General features: G+C 62.6%; 14 protein-coding genes. All 14 read left to right on the top strand.

Features of this window, described 5'->3' with window-relative positions; translation table 11 throughout:
• Window positions 1-9 precede the first annotated feature (9 nt).
• The 14 genes from mraZ to ftsA are packed head-to-tail and all read left to right on the top strand — an operon-like array spanning window position 10 to window position 15,539.
• Window positions 10-465: a division/cell wall cluster transcriptional repressor MraZ gene (gene mraZ / locus ND528_RS22380; protein ID WP_007917012.1), complete on the top strand. Its 456-nt coding sequence runs from the start codon at window positions 10-12 to the stop codon at window positions 463-465.
• Window positions 462-1,409, top strand: coding sequence for a 16S rRNA (cytosine(1402)-N(4))-methyltransferase RsmH (gene rsmH, locus ND528_RS22375; RefSeq protein ID WP_024014247.1), 948 nt, complete (start codon window positions 462-464; stop codon window positions 1,407-1,409). Before mraZ ends, rsmH begins: the two co-directional genes overlap by 4 nt.
• Window positions 1,406-1,699 carry a cell division protein FtsL gene (gene ftsL / locus ND528_RS22370; RefSeq protein WP_016773269.1) on the top strand — a complete coding sequence of 98 codons (294 nt, stop codon included), beginning with the start codon at window positions 1,406-1,408 and terminating at the stop codon, window positions 1,697-1,699. Before rsmH ends, ftsL begins: the two co-directional genes overlap by 4 nt.
• Window positions 1,699-3,438 carry a peptidoglycan D,D-transpeptidase FtsI family protein gene (locus tag ND528_RS22365; RefSeq protein WP_174823877.1) on the top strand — a complete coding sequence of 580 codons (1,740 nt, stop codon included), beginning with the start codon at window positions 1,699-1,701 and terminating at the stop codon, window positions 3,436-3,438. The genes ftsL and ND528_RS22365 overlap by 1 nt, the downstream gene beginning before the upstream one ends.
• On the top strand, window positions 3,438-4,901 hold the full coding sequence (locus ND528_RS22360; protein ID WP_263471268.1) for a UDP-N-acetylmuramoyl-L-alanyl-D-glutamate--2,6-diaminopimelate ligase: 1,464 nt from the start codon (window positions 3,438-3,440) through the stop codon (window positions 4,899-4,901). Before ND528_RS22365 ends, ND528_RS22360 begins: the two co-directional genes overlap by 1 nt.
• Window positions 4,894-6,261, top strand: a complete 1,368-nt coding sequence (locus tag ND528_RS22355; protein WP_130909690.1) for a UDP-N-acetylmuramoyl-tripeptide--D-alanyl-D-alanine ligase — start codon at window positions 4,894-4,896, stop codon at window positions 6,259-6,261. The genes ND528_RS22360 and ND528_RS22355 overlap by 8 nt, the downstream gene beginning before the upstream one ends.
• A complete protein-coding gene (gene mraY, locus ND528_RS22350) occupies window positions 6,261-7,343 on the top strand; it encodes a phospho-N-acetylmuramoyl-pentapeptide-transferase (RefSeq protein ID WP_016773275.1) in 1,083 nt (360 codons plus the stop codon). Before ND528_RS22355 ends, mraY begins: the two co-directional genes overlap by 1 nt.
• A gap of 5 nt (window positions 7,344-7,348) precedes the next feature.
• Window positions 7,349-8,695: a UDP-N-acetylmuramoyl-L-alanine--D-glutamate ligase gene (gene murD, locus ND528_RS22345; protein WP_137214131.1), complete on the top strand. Its 1,347-nt coding sequence runs from the start codon at window positions 7,349-7,351 to the stop codon at window positions 8,693-8,695.
• A complete protein-coding gene (ftsW, locus tag ND528_RS22340) occupies window positions 8,692-9,909 on the top strand; it encodes a putative lipid II flippase FtsW (RefSeq protein ID WP_016773276.1) in 1,218 nt (405 codons plus the stop codon). The genes murD and ftsW overlap by 4 nt, the downstream gene beginning before the upstream one ends.
• Window positions 9,899-10,969: an undecaprenyldiphospho-muramoylpentapeptide beta-N-acetylglucosaminyltransferase gene (gene murG, locus ND528_RS22335; RefSeq protein ID WP_016773277.1), complete on the top strand. Its 1,071-nt coding sequence runs from the start codon at window positions 9,899-9,901 to the stop codon at window positions 10,967-10,969. The genes ftsW and murG overlap by 11 nt, the downstream gene beginning before the upstream one ends.
• Window positions 10,962-12,422 carry a UDP-N-acetylmuramate--L-alanine ligase gene (gene murC / locus ND528_RS22330; RefSeq protein WP_024014243.1) on the top strand — a complete coding sequence of 487 codons (1,461 nt, stop codon included), beginning with the start codon at window positions 10,962-10,964 and terminating at the stop codon, window positions 12,420-12,422. The genes murG and murC overlap by 8 nt, the downstream gene beginning before the upstream one ends.
• Entirely contained in the window at window positions 12,419-13,393 is a 975-nt protein-coding gene (locus ND528_RS22325; RefSeq protein WP_263471267.1) for a D-alanine--D-alanine ligase, read from the top strand. The genes murC and ND528_RS22325 overlap by 4 nt, the downstream gene beginning before the upstream one ends.
• A gap of 4 nt (window positions 13,394-13,397) precedes the next feature.
• The gene (locus ND528_RS22320) at window positions 13,398-14,264 is read left to right on the top strand and encodes a cell division protein FtsQ/DivIB (RefSeq protein ID WP_073473459.1); all 867 of its coding nucleotides are present in this window, start codon (window positions 13,398-13,400) and stop codon (window positions 14,262-14,264) included.
• 15 nt (window positions 14,265-14,279) lie between these two features.
• Window positions 14,280-15,539 (top strand): cell division protein FtsA, encoded by a 1,260-nt coding sequence (gene ftsA / locus ND528_RS22315; RefSeq protein ID WP_016773282.1) that lies wholly within the window; start codon window positions 14,280-14,282, stop codon window positions 15,537-15,539.
• Window positions 15,540-15,552: the final 13 nt, after the last annotated feature.

Below are 15,552 nucleotides of genomic sequence, written 5' to 3'. Positions count from 1 at the left end.
AACGCTGACGTGTTTCGCGGAGCTAACGCTATCAGTCTCGATGCAAAGGGCCGTCTCGCCATGCCGAGCCGGTACCGTGACGAGCTCGATTCGCGCAGTTCCGGCCAATTGATCGTGACCATTGATGCCGTTGATCCATGCCTGTGTGTCTATCCGCTCGATGAGTGGGAAATTATTGAAACCAAGTTGCGCGCACTCCCTTCGCTTCGCGAAGAGAACCGTCGCCTGCAACGTTTATTGATTGGTAATGCCGTCGACCTCGAACTCGATGGCAGTGGTCGTTTCCTGGTTCCGCCGCGTTTGCGCGAATACGCCAAGCTCGATAAGCGCGCGATGCTGGTCGGCCAACTGAACAAGTTCCAATTGTGGGACGAGGATGCATGGAACGCGGTATCTGCCGCTGACCTTGCTGCTATTCAACAACCGGGCGCGATGCCTGATGAACTGCGTGATTTGATCCTGTGACTATTGATAGCGGCTTTAACCACATCACCGTACTGCTTGACGAAGCCGTCGAGGCTCTCGCCGTACGTCCTGATGGCTGCTATCTGGATGGCACGTTCGGGCGCGGCGGGCACAGTCGGTTGATCCTCAGCCAGCTCGGGCCGGACGGTCGGCTCATCGGATTCGACAAGGATCCTCAAGCGATTGCCACCGGGCAAACGCTAGCGGCCGAAGACGGCCGCTTTGTCGTTGTGCAGCGCAGCTTTGCCGAGCTCGGTTCGGTGGTTGCCGAGCAAGGCCTGACCGGCAAGGTCAGCGGCATTCTGCTCGACCTCGGCGTGTCGTCGCCGCAGCTTGACGACGCTGAGCGCGGCTTCAGTTTCCTCAATGACGGTCCGCTGGACATGCGCATGGACCCGTCCCGCGGCATCAGCGCTGCCGAATTCGTCAACACCGCGCCGGTGGAAGAAATCGCCCGGGTGTTCAAGGAATACGGCGAAGAACGCTTCTCCGGGCGTATGGCCCGTGCCGTCGCCGAGCGTCGTGACATCAAGCCGTTCGAGCGCACCGCCGATCTGGCCGAAGTGCTGAAAGTCGCCAACCCGGCGTGGGAAAAGGGCAAGAACCCGGCCACCCGCGCGTTCCAGGGTTTGCGCATTCACGTCAATAACGAACTCGGCGATCTGGAAGCCGGCCTCGACGCCGCGCTGGAAGCGCTGGAAGTTGGCGGCCGTCTGGTGGTCATCAGCTTCCACTCGCTGGAAGACCGCATCGTCAAACTGTTCATGCGCAAGCTGGTGAAAGGCGAGGCCGACAATCTGCCGCGCAACCTGCCGGTTCGCCACGTCGCCTTCGAACCGAAAATCAAAATCCACGGCAAAGCGCAGACGGCCTCCGACGCCGAACTCAAAGCCAACCCACGTTCCCGTAGCGCCGTCATGCGTGTCGCGGAGAAGTTGCGGTGAGCAAGCTTTTCGCCAAACCACTGCCCGGCGGCAGCTTTCTGATGCTGCTGCTGTTTATCGGCGTGCTGTTTTCGGCCATTGCTGTGTCGTACAGCGCGCACTGGAACCGGCAGTTGCTCAACACGCTTTATAACGAACTCAGCGTGCGCGACAAGGCGCAGGCCGAGTGGGGCCGCTTGATTCTCGAGCAGAGCACCTGGACCGCGCACAGTCGCATCGAAGTGCTGGCCACCGAACAACTGAAAATGCACATCCCTGGCGCGGCTGACGTGAAGATGGTGGCGCCATGATGAAACTCGAAGGCGCACTGTTCCCATGGCGCTTCCGCCTGATGGTGGCGCTGCTCGGCCTGATGGTCGCGGCGATCTGCTGGCGCATCATCGACCTGCAAGTGGTCGACCGTGACTTCCTTAAAGGCCAGGGCGACGCGCGCAGCCTGCGGCACATTCCGATTCCGGCGCACCGTGGCCTGATCACCGACCGTAACGGCGAGCCTCTGGCCGTCAGTACGCCTGTGACCACGCTGTGGGCCAACGCCAAGGAAATGCAGTCGGCCAAAGAGAAGTGGCCGGCACTTGCCGCAGCGTTGGGCCAGAACCCGAAAGCCCTGAGCGAACGCCTCGAAGCCCAGGCCAACAAAGAATTCATTTATCTGGTGCGCGGGCTGACCCCCGAGCAGGGCCAGGCTGTGCTCGATCTGAAAGTGCCGGGCGTCTATGGCATCGAAGAATTCCGCCGCTTCTATCCGGCCGGTGAAGTCACCGCGCACATGGTCGGCTTTACCGACATCGACGATCACGGTCGCGAAGGCGTCGAGCTGGCCTATGACGAATGGCTGGCCGGGGTGCCGGGCAAACGACAAGTCATCAAGGATCGCCGTGGCCGGCTGATCAAGGATGTTCAGGTCACCAAAAACGCCAAGGCCGGCAAGCCCTTGGCGTTGTCGATTGATCTGCGTCTGCAATACCTGGCCAACCGCGAACTGCGCAACGCGATCATCGAGAACGGCGCCAAGGCCGGCAGTCTGGTGATCATGGATGTGAAGACCGGCGAGATTCTGGCCATGGTCAACCAGCCGACCTACAACCCGAACAACCGTCGCAACCTGCAACCGGCGATGATGCGCAACCGCGCCATGATCGACGTGTTCGAGCCGGGTTCGACCATGAAAGCCATTTCCATGAGCGCGGCGATCGAAACCGGCCGCTGGAAACCGAGTGACACCGTCGAGGTGTATCCGGGCTCGTTGCAGATCGGCAAATACACCATCAAAGACGTGTCGAAGACCGAAGGGCCGGTGCTCGACCTGACCGGCATCCTGATCAATTCCAGTAACGTCGGCATGAGTAAAGTCGCCTTCGATATTGGCGGCGAAACCATTTTCCGCCTCGCGCAGAAAGTCGGCCTCGGTCAGGACACCGGTTTGGGCTTCCCCGGCGAACGTGTCGGCAATCTGCCGAACTATCGCGAATGGCGCAAGGCTGAAACTGCAACCTTGTCTTACGGCTACGGTATTTCCGTGACCGCGATCCAGTTGGTGCATGCGTTCTCGGCACTGGCCAACAACGGTCGCCTCGCGCCGCTGACCCTGATCAAAACCGACAAGATGCCGCAGACCACGCAAGTGCTGCCGGAAGCCGTGGCGAAAACCATGCAGGGCATGTTGCAGCAAGTGATCGAAGCACCGCGCGGCGTGTTCCGTGCGCAAGTGCCGGCTTATCACGTCGGCGGCAAGTCGGGTACGGCGCGCAAGACTTCGGTTGGCACCAAGGGCTACGCGGAAAACTCCTACCGTTCGCTGTTCGCCGGCTTCGGCCCGATGAGCGATCCGCGTTACGCCATCGTTGTGGTGATTGATGAGCCAACCAAGGCCGGTTACTTCGGTGGTCTGGTGTCGGCGCCGGTGTTCAGCCGTGTGATGTCCGGCACCCTGCGCCTGATGAACGTGACCCCGGACAACCTGCCGACCACGCAACAGGCCAACGCCACCCCGGTCGTTCCGCTGAAAGCCAATGGAGGGCGCGGCTGATGTCATTAAGTCTGAACAAGATATTTCCCCACGCCGGCCATGATCTGTTGATCCGTGAACTGGCGCTGGACAGCCGCAACGTGCGCGCCGGCGATCTGTTTCTCGCCGTGCCCGGTGGCCGCTTCGATGGCCGTGCGCACATCGCCGATGCCTTGCAACGCGGCGCGGCTGCCGTGGCTTATGAAGTCGAAGGCGCCACCGTGCTGCCGATCACTGACGTGCCGCTGATTCCGGTCAAGGGTCTGGCGGCGCAGCTGTCGGACATCGCCGGGCGTTTTTACGGTGAACCGAGTCACCACCTGAACCTGATCGGCGTCACCGGCACCAATGGCAAGACCAGCGTGACCCAACTGGTCGCGCAGGCGCTGGATCTGCTCGGCCAGCATTGCGGCATCGTCGGCACGCTGGGTTCCGGTTTCCATGGCGCGCTGGAAAGTGGCCTGCACACCACGCCGAACCCAATTGCCGTGCAAGCGACCCTGGGCGACCTGAAAAAGGCCGGCGCGAAAGCCGTGGCCATGGAAGTCTCGTCCCACGGTCTGGATCAGGGCCGGGTCACCGCGCTGGCGTTCGACGTGGCGGTGATGACCAATCTGTCCCGCGATCATCTGGATTATCACGGCACCATGCAGGCGTACGCCGAGGCCAAGGCCAAGCTGTTCGCCTGGAATGACCTGAAGTGCCGCGTGGTCAATCTCGACGACGATTTCGGCCGGCAACTGGCGGCGGAAAAACGCGAGTCGCGCCTGATCACCTACAGCCTGCTCGACAGCAGCGCGTACCTGTTCTGCCGCGAAGCGCAGTTCGACGACCACGGCGTGCGCGCCACGCTGGTCACGCCACAGGGCGAGCATCACCTGCGCAGCACGCTGCTCGGCCGTTTCAACTTGAGCAACGTATTGGCCGCAGTCGGCGCCTTGCTCGGTCTGGATTACGCCCTCGACGAAATTCTCAAAGTGCTGCCGAAGCTCGAAGGTCCGGCCGGGCGCATGCAGCGTCTGGGTGGTGGTACGCAACCGCTGGTGGTGGTCGATTACGCCCATACCCCGGATGCCTTGGAAAAAGTTCTCACTGCGCTGCGCCCGCACGTCAAGGGCCAATTGCTGTGCCTGTTCGGCTGCGGCGGTGATCGCGATCGCGGCAAACGTCCGTTGATGGCCGAAGTGGTCGAGCGTCTGGCCGACCAAGTGCTGGTGACCGACGACAACCCGCGCACCGAAGATCCTGCGGTGATTTTCGACGACATCCGCGCCGGTTTCAGCGCTGTGGATAAAGTCACTTTCGTCGCCGGTCGCGGCCAGGCCATTGCGCAATTGATTGCTGGCGCAACCGCTGATGACGTCATTGTGCTGGCCGGCAAAGGTCACGAGGACTATCAGGAAATCAACGGCGTGCGCCATGCGTTTTCCGATCTGGTCGAGGCCGATCGCGCCCTGACCGCGTGGGAGGTGGCCCATGCTTAAGGCCCTGACACTCAGCGAACTGACCAACGCACTCGAAGCCCGTTTGATCGGCGCTGACGCGAGTTTCGACGGCGTCAGCATCGACAGTCGGGCGATCCAGTCCGGCCAGTTGTTCATCGCCCTGACCGGCCCGCGTTTCGACGGTCATGATTATCTGAACGACGTTGCCGGTAAAGGCGCCGTGGCGGCACTGGTCGAGCGCGAAGTCGCCGACAGCGCGCTGCCGCAATTGCTGGTCAAGGACACCCGTCAGGCGCTGGGCCAACTCGGCGCCTTGAACCGTGCTGCGTTCACCCAGCCAGTGGCGGCGGTGACCGGTTCCAGTGGCAAGACCACGGTCAAGGAAATGCTCGCGAGCATCCTGCGCACGCGCGGTCCGGTGCTGGCGACCCGTGGCAACCTGAACAACGACCTCGGCGTCCCGCTGACCCTGATCGAACTGGCGCCGGAACACACCTCCGCCGTGATCGAACTGGGCGCTTCGCGTCTCGGTGAAATCGCCTACACCGTCGGCCTGACCAAACCGCACGTGGCGATCCTGAACAACGCCGGCACCGCTCACGTTGGTGAGTTCGGCGGTCCGGAAAAAATCGTCGAAGCCAAGGGCGAAATCATCGAAGGCCTGGCCGCCGATGGCATCGCCGTGCTCAACCTCGATGACAAGGCTTTCGGTATCTGGAAGACCCGCGCTGCCGGTCGTCAGGTGTTGACCTTCGCCCTGAGCAACAGCGAGGCGAATTTCCACGCCAGCGATCTGGCCACTGATGCCCGTGGTTGCCCGGCGTTCAATCTGCACACGCCTGAAGGCAGTGAGCGCGTGCAACTGAACCTGCTCGGTACCCATAACGTCGCCAATGCCCTGGCTGCCGCCGCTGCTGCCCACGCCTTGGGCGTGTCGCTGTTCGGCATCGCCACCGGCCTCGGCGCGGTGCAACCGGTCAAGGGGCGCACCGTCGCGCAACTGGCGAAAAACGGCATGCGCGTGATCGACGACACCTACAACGCAAACCCCACCTCGATGTGTGCGGCCGTTGATATACTCGCCGGCTTTTCCGGCCGCACCGTCCTGGTGCTCGGAGATATCGGCGAGTTGGGCGACTGGGCGGAGCAGGGGCACCGCGACGTGGGCGAGTACGCCCGGGGCAAGGTTTCCGCGCTTTACGCGGTCGGGCCGAACATGGTCCACGCGGTAAACGCTTTCGGTGAGCAGGCGCAGCACTTCGGCACCCAGGCCGAGCTGATCCAGGCCCTCGCCGCCGAGCAGGACACAAACACCACCATTTTGATCAAGGGTTCGCGCAGCGCAGCGATGGAAAACATCGTTGCGGCTCTGTGCGGGTCCAGTCTGGAGAAACATTAATGCTGCTGCTGCTAGCGGAGTATCTGCAACAGTTCTACAAAGGCTTCGCGGTCTTCCAGTACCTGACCCTGCGCGGGATTCTCGGTGTGCTGACCGCGCTGGTCTTGTCGCTGTGCTATGGCCCGTGGATGATCCGTACTCTGCAGAACCGTCAGATCGGCCAATCGGTACGTAACGACGGCCCGCAATCGCACCTGTCCAAATCCGGTACGCCGACCATGGGTGGCGCGTTGATCCTGTCGTCGATCGGCGTCAGCACGCTGCTCTGGGCTGACCTGAGCAACCGCTACGTCTGGGTGGTGCTGCTGGTGACCCTGCTGTTCGGCGCCATCGGCTGGGTCGACGATTACCGCAAAGTCATCGAGAAAAACTCCCGTGGCCTGCCGAGCCGCTGGAAATACTTCTGGCAGTCGGTGTTCGGCCTCGGCGCAGCGATCTTCCTTTATATGACTGCCGCGACGCCGGTGGAAACCACGCTGATCCTGCCGATGCTCAAGGACTACAGCATCCCGCTGGGCGCCGGTTTCATCGTGCTGACCTACTTTGTGATTGTCGGTTCGAGCAACGCGGTCAACCTGACTGACGGCCTCGACGGCCTGGCGATCATGCCAACCGTGATGGTCGGCGGCGGCCTGGGGATTTTCTGCTACCTGTCGGGTAACGTGAAATTCGCCGAATACCTGCTGATTCCTTACGTGCCGGGCGCGGGCGAGCTGATTGTGTTCTGCGGTGCGCTGATCGGTGCCGGCCTCGGTTTCCTCTGGTTCAACACCTATCCGGCGCAAGTGTTCATGGGCGACGTCGGTGCCCTGGCACTCGGCGCGGCACTGGGCACCATCGCGGTGATCGTCCGTCAGGAAATCGTCCTGTTCATCATGGGCGGCGTGTTCGTAATGGAAACCCTGTCAGTGGTCATTCAGGTTGCCTCCTTTAAGCTGACCGGTCGCCGCGTGTTCCGCATGGCGCCGATTCACCACCACTTTGAACTCAAGGGCTGGCCCGAGCCGCGCGTGATCGTCCGTTTCTGGATCATCACCGTGATTCTCGTCCTGGTCGGCCTTGCCACCCTGAAGCTGAGGTAGAACGAGTGTCTCTGATCGCTTCTGACCACTTCCGCATCGTTGTCGGCCTCGGCAAGAGCGGCATGTCCCTGGTTCGCTTCCTGGCGAACCGGGGCACGTCGTTTGCTGTGGCCGACACGCGGGAAAATCCACCGGAACTGGCCACGCTCAAGCGTGACTATCCGCACGTGGAAGTGCGTTGTGGCGAGCTGGACGTCGAATTCCTCTGCCGTGCCGACGAGCTCTACGTGAGCCCCGGCCTGGCGCTGGCGACCCCGGCCCTGCAAGCCGCCGCTGCCCGTGGCGTGAAAATGTCCGGCGACATCGAGTTGTTCGCGCGTAACGCGCGGGCGCCGATCGTGGCCATTACCGGCTCCAACGCGAAAAGCACCGTCACTACTCTGGTCGGCGAGATGGCGGCTGCGGCCGGCAAGCGCGTCGCCGTTGGCGGCAACCTCGGCACGCCGGCGCTGGATCTGCTTAGCGATGACGTCGAGCTGTACGTCATGGAGTTGTCGAGTTTCCAGCTGGAAACCACCGACCAGCTCAACGCCGAAGTCGCCACCGTACTGAACATCAGCGAAGACCACATGGATCGCTACAGCGGTCTGCCGGCCTATCACCTGGCCAAGCACCGGATCTTCCGGGGCGCGAAGCAGTTTGTGGTCAACCGTCAGGACGCCCTGAGCCGTCCATTGATTGGCGAAGGCCAGCCATGCTGGACCTTTGGCCTGAGCAAACCGGATTTCAAGGCGTTCGGCATTCGCGAAGAAGACGGCGAGAAATACCTCGCCTTCGAATTCCAGAACCTGATGCCGGTGCGTGAACTGAAAATTCGTGGCGCACACAACCAGTCCAACGCGCTCGCCGCATTGGCACTGGGTCACGCGGTGGGCCTGCCGTTCGACGCCATGCTCGCGGCGTTGCGCACGTTTGCCGGCCTCGAGCATCGTTGCCAGTGGGTGCGCGATCTCGACGGCGTGGCCTATTACAACGATTCCAAAGCCACCAACGTTGGCGCCGCTCTGGCCGCGATCGAAGGCCTCGGTACGGACATCGACGGCAAGGTCATTCTGATCGCCGGCGGTGACGGCAAGGGCGCCGAATTCAATGATTTGCGCGATCCGGTGGCGGCGAACTGCCGCGCTGTGGTGCTGATGGGCCGCGACTCCGACAAGATCGGCGCAGCCATCGGTGATGCCGTGCCGCTGATTCGCGCGACCTCGCTGGTTGACGCCGTTGAGCAATGCCGCGCCGCTGCCCAACCGGGTGACGTGGTGCTGCTGTCGCCGGCCTGCGCCAGTTTCGACATGTTCAAGAATTACGAAGACCGTGGTCACCAGTTCGTCCGCGCTGTGGAGGAACTGGCATGAACCTGAGAAACATCATCAAGCCGTACCCGTCGCCGCTGATCACCGGGCGTGGCATCGACCTCGACTTCCCGATGCTCGCCGGTTGCCTGGCGCTGCTCGGTCTCGGCCTGATCATGATCGCCTCGGCGTCCACCGAAGTGGCGGCGGCACAGTCGGGCAGTCCGCTGTATTACATGATTCGCCACCTTATATATGTGGTGCTGGGCCTGGGCGCGTGCATCGTCACCATGATGATCCCGATCGCCACCTGGCAGCGCCTCGGCTGGATGATGCTGATCGGTGCGTTCGGCCTGCTGGTGATGGTGATCATCCCCGGCATCGGCCGCGAAGTGAACGGTTCGATGCGCTGGATCGGTTTCAGCTTCTTCAACGTGCAACCGTCGGAAATCGCCAAGGTGTTCGTGGTGATCTACCTCGCCGGTTATCTGGTGCGCCGGCAGAAAGAAGTACGCGAAAGCTGGATGGGCTTCTTCAAGCCGTTCATCGTCCTGCTGCCAATGGCCGGTCTGTTGCTGATGGAGCCGGACTTCGGTGCCACCGTAGTCATGATGGGCGCGGCGGCGGCGATGCTGTTTCTTGGCGGGGTCGGGTTGTTCCGTTTCTCGCTGATGGTGGTGCTGGCGGTTGGCGCGGTGGTTCTGCTGATCCAGATGCAGCCCTATCGAATGGCGCGTCTGACCAACTTCGCCGACCCGTGGGCCGACCAGTTCGGCGCCGGTTATCAGTTGTCGCAGGCCTTGATCGCTTTCGGTCGCGGCGAGTGGCTGGGCGTCGGCCTGGGCAACAGCGTGCAGAAGCAGTTCTACCTGCCGGAAGCGCATACCGACTTCGTGTTCTCGGTACTCGCCGAAGAACTCGGTGCGGTGGGTTCGCTGTGCACCGTCGCGCTGTTCGTGTTCGTGTGTATTCGCGGCATGTACATCGGCCTGTGGGCGGAGAAGGCCAAGCAGTTCTTTGCCGCTTACGTGGCTTACGGCTTGTCGTTCCTGTGGATTGGTCAGTTCCTGATCAACATCGGTGTGAACGTCGGCCTGCTGCCAACCAAGGGGCTGACCTTGCCGTTCCTCAGTTACGGCGGCAGCTCGCTGGTGATCTGCTGCGCCTGTCTCGGCCTGTTGCTGCGCATCGAGTGGGAGAGTCGAACCCACCTGGGCAGCGAAGAGATGGAATTCCAGGAGAGCGACTTCGCCGAGGAGCCGACTCATGGGCGCTAATGTATTGATCATGGCCGGCGGTACCGGCGGCCACGTGTTCCCGGCGCTGGCCTGTGCCCGCGAGTTTCAGGCGCGCGGCTATACCGTGCACTGGCTCGGCACGCCACGCGGGATCGAAAACGAACTGGTTCCGGCGGCTGGGCTTGAACTGCACCGGATCAACGCCAGCGGTCTGCGCGGCAAGGGCAAGCTGTCGCTGCTCAAGGCGCCGCTGATGTTGCTGAAATCGGTGTGGCAGGCGCGGGCGATCATGCGCCGCCTGAAGCCGGTGTGCGTGGTTGGCTTCGGCGGATATGTGACCGGCCCTGGTGGTCTTGCTGCGAAACTGGCCGGCGTGCCGGTGATCGTTCACGAGCAGAACGCTGTCGCCGGCACCGCCAATCGGTTGCTGGTGCCGTTCGCCGCCCGAGTGTGTGAAGCGTTCCCCGACACCTTTACTCTGTCGGACAGCCGCCGTACCACCGGAAATCCGGTGCGCAGCGAGCTGTTCCTCGACACATCGCGACCGGCGCTGGCCGGACGCAAAGCGCGTTTGCTGATCCTTGGCGGCAGCCTGGGCGCAGAACCGTTGAACAAATTGCTGCCTGAAGCCCTGGCCCAAGTCGCTGCCGATTTGCGCCCGGAAGTGTTTCATCAGGCCGGCAAAAATCACGATGAAGTGACTGCCGAGCGTTACCGCGCCGTGGGTGTGGAAGCGCAGGTGCAGCCGTTCATCAAAGACATGGCCCAGGCCTATGGCTGGGCTGACCTGGTGGTGTGCCGCGCCGGCGCGCTGACCATCAGTGAGCTGGCGGCCGCCGGTCTGCCCTCGATGCTGGTGCCTTTGCCCCACGCGATCGACGATCACCAGACCCGCAACGCCGATTATTTGGCCCGCGAAGGCGCTGCCTTCCTGATGCCGCAAAGAACGACTGGTGCCGCGGATCTTGCCGCGCGCCTGACAGAGGTCTTGATGCAACCGCAACGACTCGAAGCAATGGCCCAAGCGGCCCGCCGACTGGCCAAACCCGATGCCACCCGTAGCGTGGTCGATACCTGTCTGGAGGTGGCCCATGGTTGAGAATCAGAAAGCCATGCCACAACCGGAAATGCGCCGCATCCGTCGCATCCATTTCGTCGGCATCGGCGGCGTGGGCATGTGCGGTATCGCTGAAGTGTTGTTGAACCTGGGCTACCAAGTCTCCGGTTCCGACCTGAAAGCGTCGCCGGTCACCGAGCGCCTGGAAACCTTCGGCGCGCAGATCTTCATTGGTCACCGTGCCGAGAACGCCGCTACTGCCGATGTGCTGGTGGTGTCGAGCGCGGTGAACACCTCCAACCCGGAAGTGGCGACTGCCCTTGAGCGCCGCATTCCTGTGGTGCCGCGCGCAGAAATGCTCGCCGAGCTGATGCGCTATCGCCACGGCATCGCCGTCGCCGGTACCCACGGCAAGACCACCACCACCAGCCTGATCGCTTCGGTGTTCGCGGCCGGTGGTCTGGACCCGACATTCGTGATCGGTGGTCGCCTGAATGCAGCGGGCACCAATGCCCAGCTTGGCACCAGCCGTTACCTGATCGCCGAAGCGGACGAAAGTGATGCGAGCTTCCTGCATCTGCAGCCGCTGGTGGCCGTGGTCACCAACATCGACGCCGACCACATGGCGACCTACGACGGTGACTTCAACAAACTGAAGAAAACCTTCGTCGAATTCCTGCACAACCTGCCGTTCTACGGGCTGGCGGTGATGTGCCTGGACGATCCGGTGGTGCGCGAAATCCTGCCGCTGGTGAAACGTCCGACCGTGACCTACGGCTTCAGCGAAGACGCCGACGTACGCGCAATCAATGTCCGTCAGCAGGGCATGCAGACCTTCTTCACCGTGCTGCGCCCGGATCGCGAGCCGCTGGACGTGTCGGTGAACATGCCCGGCAACCACAACGTGCTCAACTCGCTGGCGACCATCTGCATCGCCACCGACGAAGGCGTCAGCGACGAAGCCATCGTTCAGGGCCTGTCGGGCTTCCAGGGCGTCGGTCGACGCTTCCAGGTCTACGGCGAACTGCCAGTGGACGGCGGCAACGTGATGCTGGTCGACGACTACGGGCACCACCCGACCGAGGTCGCTGCGGTGATCAAAGCCGTGCGCGGTGGCTGGCCGGAGCGTCGTCTGGTGATGGTCTACCAGCCGCATCGCTACAGCCGCACCCGTGATCTGTACGACGACTTCGTCAATGTCCTGGCCGACGCCAACGTGCTGCTGCTGATGGAAGTCTATCCGGCCGGCGAAGAGCCGATCCCGGGCGCCGACAGCCGCAAGCTGTGCAACAGCATCCGTCAGCGCGGTCAGCTCGACCCGATCTACATCGAGCGTGGCGTTGACCTGGCACCGCTGGTCAAGCCGCTGCTGCGCGCCGGCGACATTCTGCTGTGCCAGGGCGCGGGTGATATCGGCGGTCTCGCGCCGAAGCTGTTGAAAAGTGAATTGTTCGCCGGCGCCGTGGCGGCGCCGGTCGAGGGGAAGTTGAAATGACTGCTGCCTACGCCAAGCTGTTCTCCACCATTGCGCCGAAAGACTTCGGCCGCGTCGCCGTGCTCTTCGGCGGCCTGAGTGCCGAGCGTGAGGTTTCGCTGAAATCCGGCAACGCCGTGCTCGAAGCGCTGCAAAGCGCTGGCGTCGACGCGTTCGGCATCGATGTGGGCGAAGACTTCCTGCAGCGTCTGCTCAGCGAAAAGATCGACCGCGCGTTCATCATTCTCCACGGTCGCGGCGGTGAAGACGGCAGCATGCAGGGCCTGCTCGAATGCGCCGGCATTCCGTACACCGGCAGCGGCATCCTCGCCTCGGCACTGGCGATGGACAAGCTGCGCACCAAGCAGGTCTGGCACAGCCTCGGGATTCCGACGCCGCGCCACGCCGTGCTGTGCAGCGAAGCCGATTGTATTTCCGCAGCGACGGAACTGGGCTTGCCTTTGATCGTCAAACCGGCGCATGAAGGTTCAAGTATCGGGATGGCCAAAGTGAACTCTGCGTCCGAGTTGATCGACGCATGGAAAGCGGCCAGTACCTACGATTCGCAAGTGTTGGTCGAGCAATGGATTCAAGGTCCGGAGTTCACCATCGCCACCCTGCGTGACCAGGTGTTGCCTCCTATCGCCCTGGGTACACCGCACACATTTTACGACTACGACGCCAAATACATCGCCAACGATACCCAGTACCGCATTCCGTGCGGGCTGGACGCGGTCAAGGAACAGGAACTCATGGAACTCACGGCCAAGGCCTGTGAGGCGCTGGGTATCGCCGGTTGGGGCAGGGCGGACGTGATGCAGGACGCCGACGGGCAGTTCTGGTTCCTCGAAGTCAATACCGCACCGGGCATGACCGATCACAGCCTGGTGCCGATGGCGGCGCGGGCTGCCGGTCTGGATTTCCAGCAACTGGTTCTGGCCATTCTGGCCGCCAGCGTTGAAAACGCAGGCGCAACAGAGGCGCGAGGTTAAGACCATGCAAGGCGCTCATCTCAGACATCAGCCACCCGCACCCGGCCGCAAGCCGGTGCCGCGGGGTGCCAGCCGAATGGTGGCGAAAGAGCCGATGTCCGCGCGCCTGCCGAAAGCCAATTTCGGCTTTCTGAAAAGCCTGTTCTGGCCGGTGCTGCTGGTGGCGCTGGGCTTTGGTACCTACGAAGGCGCGCAGCGTTTGCTGCCGTACGCCGACCGGCCGATCAGCAAGATCGCGGTGCAGGGCGACTTGAGCTACATCAGCCAGCAGGCGGTGCAGCAGCGGATCGCGCCGTTCGTGGCGTCGAGTTTCTTCACCATCGACCTCGCCGGTATGCGTACCGAGCTTGAGCAGATGCCCTGGATCGCCCACGCCGAAGTGCGTCGGGTGTGGCCGGATCAGGTAGTGATCCGCCTCGAAGAGCAATTGCCGGTGGCGCGTTGGGGCGACGAGTCGTTGCTCAACAACCAGGGCCAGGCGTTCACGCCCAAGGAGCTGGCGAACTACGAACACCTGCCGCAGCTGTTCGGCCCACAACGGGCTCAGCAGCAGGTGATGCAGCAGTATCAGGTGCTGAGCCAGATGCTGCGGCCGCTGGGTTTTTCGATTGCACGCCTGGAATTGCGTGAACGCGGCAGCTGGTTCCTGACCACCGGTGCCGGCAGTTCCGGCCCCGGCATCGAGTTGCTGCTGGGACGCGGCAACCTGGTGGAAAAGATGCGCCGCTTCATCGCCATCTATGACAAGACGCTGAAAGAGCAGATTACGAACATTGCGCGCATCGATCTGCGCTACGCCAACGGCCTCGCTGTTGGCTGGCGGGAACCCGTAGCGCCGACGACAGCCCAACCCGCTGTCGCAAAGAATTAAGAAGAGGCAGGACCCATGGCAAACGTGCAAAGCGGCAAAATGATCGTCGGTCTGGATATCGGCACCTCCAAAGTGGTGGCGCTGGTAGGCGAGGTCGCGGACGACGGCCAGCTGGAAATCGTCGGGATCGGCACGCATCCGTCCCGCGGTCTGAAGAAGGGCGTGGTGGTCAACATCGAATCCACCGTGCAGTCGATCCAGCGCGCGATCGAAGAAGCCCAACTGATGGCCGGCTGCCGCATTCACTCGGCGTTCGTCGGCGTGGCCGGCAATCACATCCGCAGCCTGAACTCCCACGGCATCGTCGCGATCCGTGATCGCGAAGTCAGCTCGGCGGACCTTGAGCGTGTACTCGACGCCGCCCAGGCCGTGGCGATCCCGGCTGACCAGCGCGTGCTGCACACCCTGCCGCAGGATTACGTGATCGATAACCAGGAAGGCGTGCGCGAGCCGCTGGGCATGTCCGGCGTGCGTCTGGAAGCCAAGGTTCACGTGGTCACCTGCGCGGTCAACGCTGCACAGAACATTGAAAAATGCGTGCGTCGCTGCGGTCTGGAAATCGACGACATCATCCTCGAGCAACTGGCCTCGGCCTACTCGGTGCTGACCGACGACGAAAAAGAACTGGGCGTGTGCCTGGTCGACATTGGTGGCGGCACCACCGACATCGCGATCTTCACCGAAGGCGCGATCCGTCACACCGCGGTGATCCCGATTGCCGGTGATCAAGTGACCAACGACATCGCCATGGCGTTGCGCACTCCGACCCAGTACGCCGAAGAGATCAAGATCCGTTACGCCTGCGCCCTGGCCAAACTGGCCGGTGCCGGCGAAACCATCAAGGTGCCGAGCGTTGGCGACCGTCCACCGCGTGAGCTGTCGCGTCAGGCCCTGGCCGAAGTGGTCGAGCCGCGTTACGACGAACTGTTCACCCTGATCCAGGCCGAGCTGCGTCGCAGCGGCTACGAAGACCTGATCCCGGCGGGCATCGTGCTCACCGGCGGTACGTCGAAAATGGAAGGCGCCACTGAACTGGCCGAAGAAATCTTCCACATGCCGGTGCGCCTCGGTGTGCCGCATGGCGTGAAAGGTCTGGATGACGTGGTGCGCAACCCGATTTATTCCACTGGCGTCGGCTTGTTGATGTACGGCCTGCAGAAGCAGTCCGACGGAGTTTCGTTCTCCGGCATCGGCAGCCGCGACAGCTACAGCAGCGAAGAGCCTCAGGCGCCGCTGCTGGACCGACTGAAAAAGTGGGTTCAGGGCAATTTTTAAAAAAGCAGCCTGG

Origin of the sequence: Pseudomonas mercuritolerans, assembly GCF_025706525.1 — a bacterium.
GTDB lineage: Bacteria > Pseudomonadota > Gammaproteobacteria > Pseudomonadales > Pseudomonadaceae > Aquipseudomonas > Aquipseudomonas mercuritolerans.
Note: the sequence above shows the minus strand (reverse complement) of the source record. Positions and strands in the feature narration are given on the sequence as shown.

What these genes read in the sequence shown, in the direction of transcription:
- ND528_RS22365 (WP_174823877.1), top strand. Translation starts at nt 1,699, where the DNA reads ATGAAACTCGAAGGCGCACTGTTCCCATGGCGCTTCCGCCTGATGGTG.
- ND528_RS22360 (WP_263471268.1), top strand. Translation starts at nt 3,438, where the DNA reads ATGTCATTAAGTCTGAACAAGATATTTCCCCACGCCGGCCATGATCTG.
- ND528_RS22355 (WP_130909690.1), top strand. Translation starts at nt 4,894, where the DNA reads ATGCTTAAGGCCCTGACACTCAGCGAACTGACCAACGCACTCGAAGCC.
- mraY (WP_016773275.1), top strand. Translation starts at nt 6,261, where the DNA reads ATGCTGCTGCTGCTAGCGGAGTATCTGCAACAGTTCTACAAAGGCTTC.
- ftsW (WP_016773276.1), top strand. Translation starts at nt 8,692, where the DNA reads ATGAACCTGAGAAACATCATCAAGCCGTACCCGTCGCCGCTGATCACC.
- murG (WP_016773277.1), top strand. Translation starts at nt 9,899, where the DNA reads ATGGGCGCTAATGTATTGATCATGGCCGGCGGTACCGGCGGCCACGTG.
- murC (WP_024014243.1), top strand. Translation starts at nt 10,962, where the DNA reads ATGGTTGAGAATCAGAAAGCCATGCCACAACCGGAAATGCGCCGCATC.
- ND528_RS22325 (WP_263471267.1), top strand. Translation starts at nt 12,419, where the DNA reads ATGACTGCTGCCTACGCCAAGCTGTTCTCCACCATTGCGCCGAAAGAC.
- ND528_RS22320 (WP_073473459.1), top strand. Translation starts at nt 13,398, where the DNA reads ATGCAAGGCGCTCATCTCAGACATCAGCCACCCGCACCCGGCCGCAAG.
- ftsA (WP_016773282.1), top strand. Translation starts at nt 14,280, where the DNA reads ATGGCAAACGTGCAAAGCGGCAAAATGATCGTCGGTCTGGATATCGGC.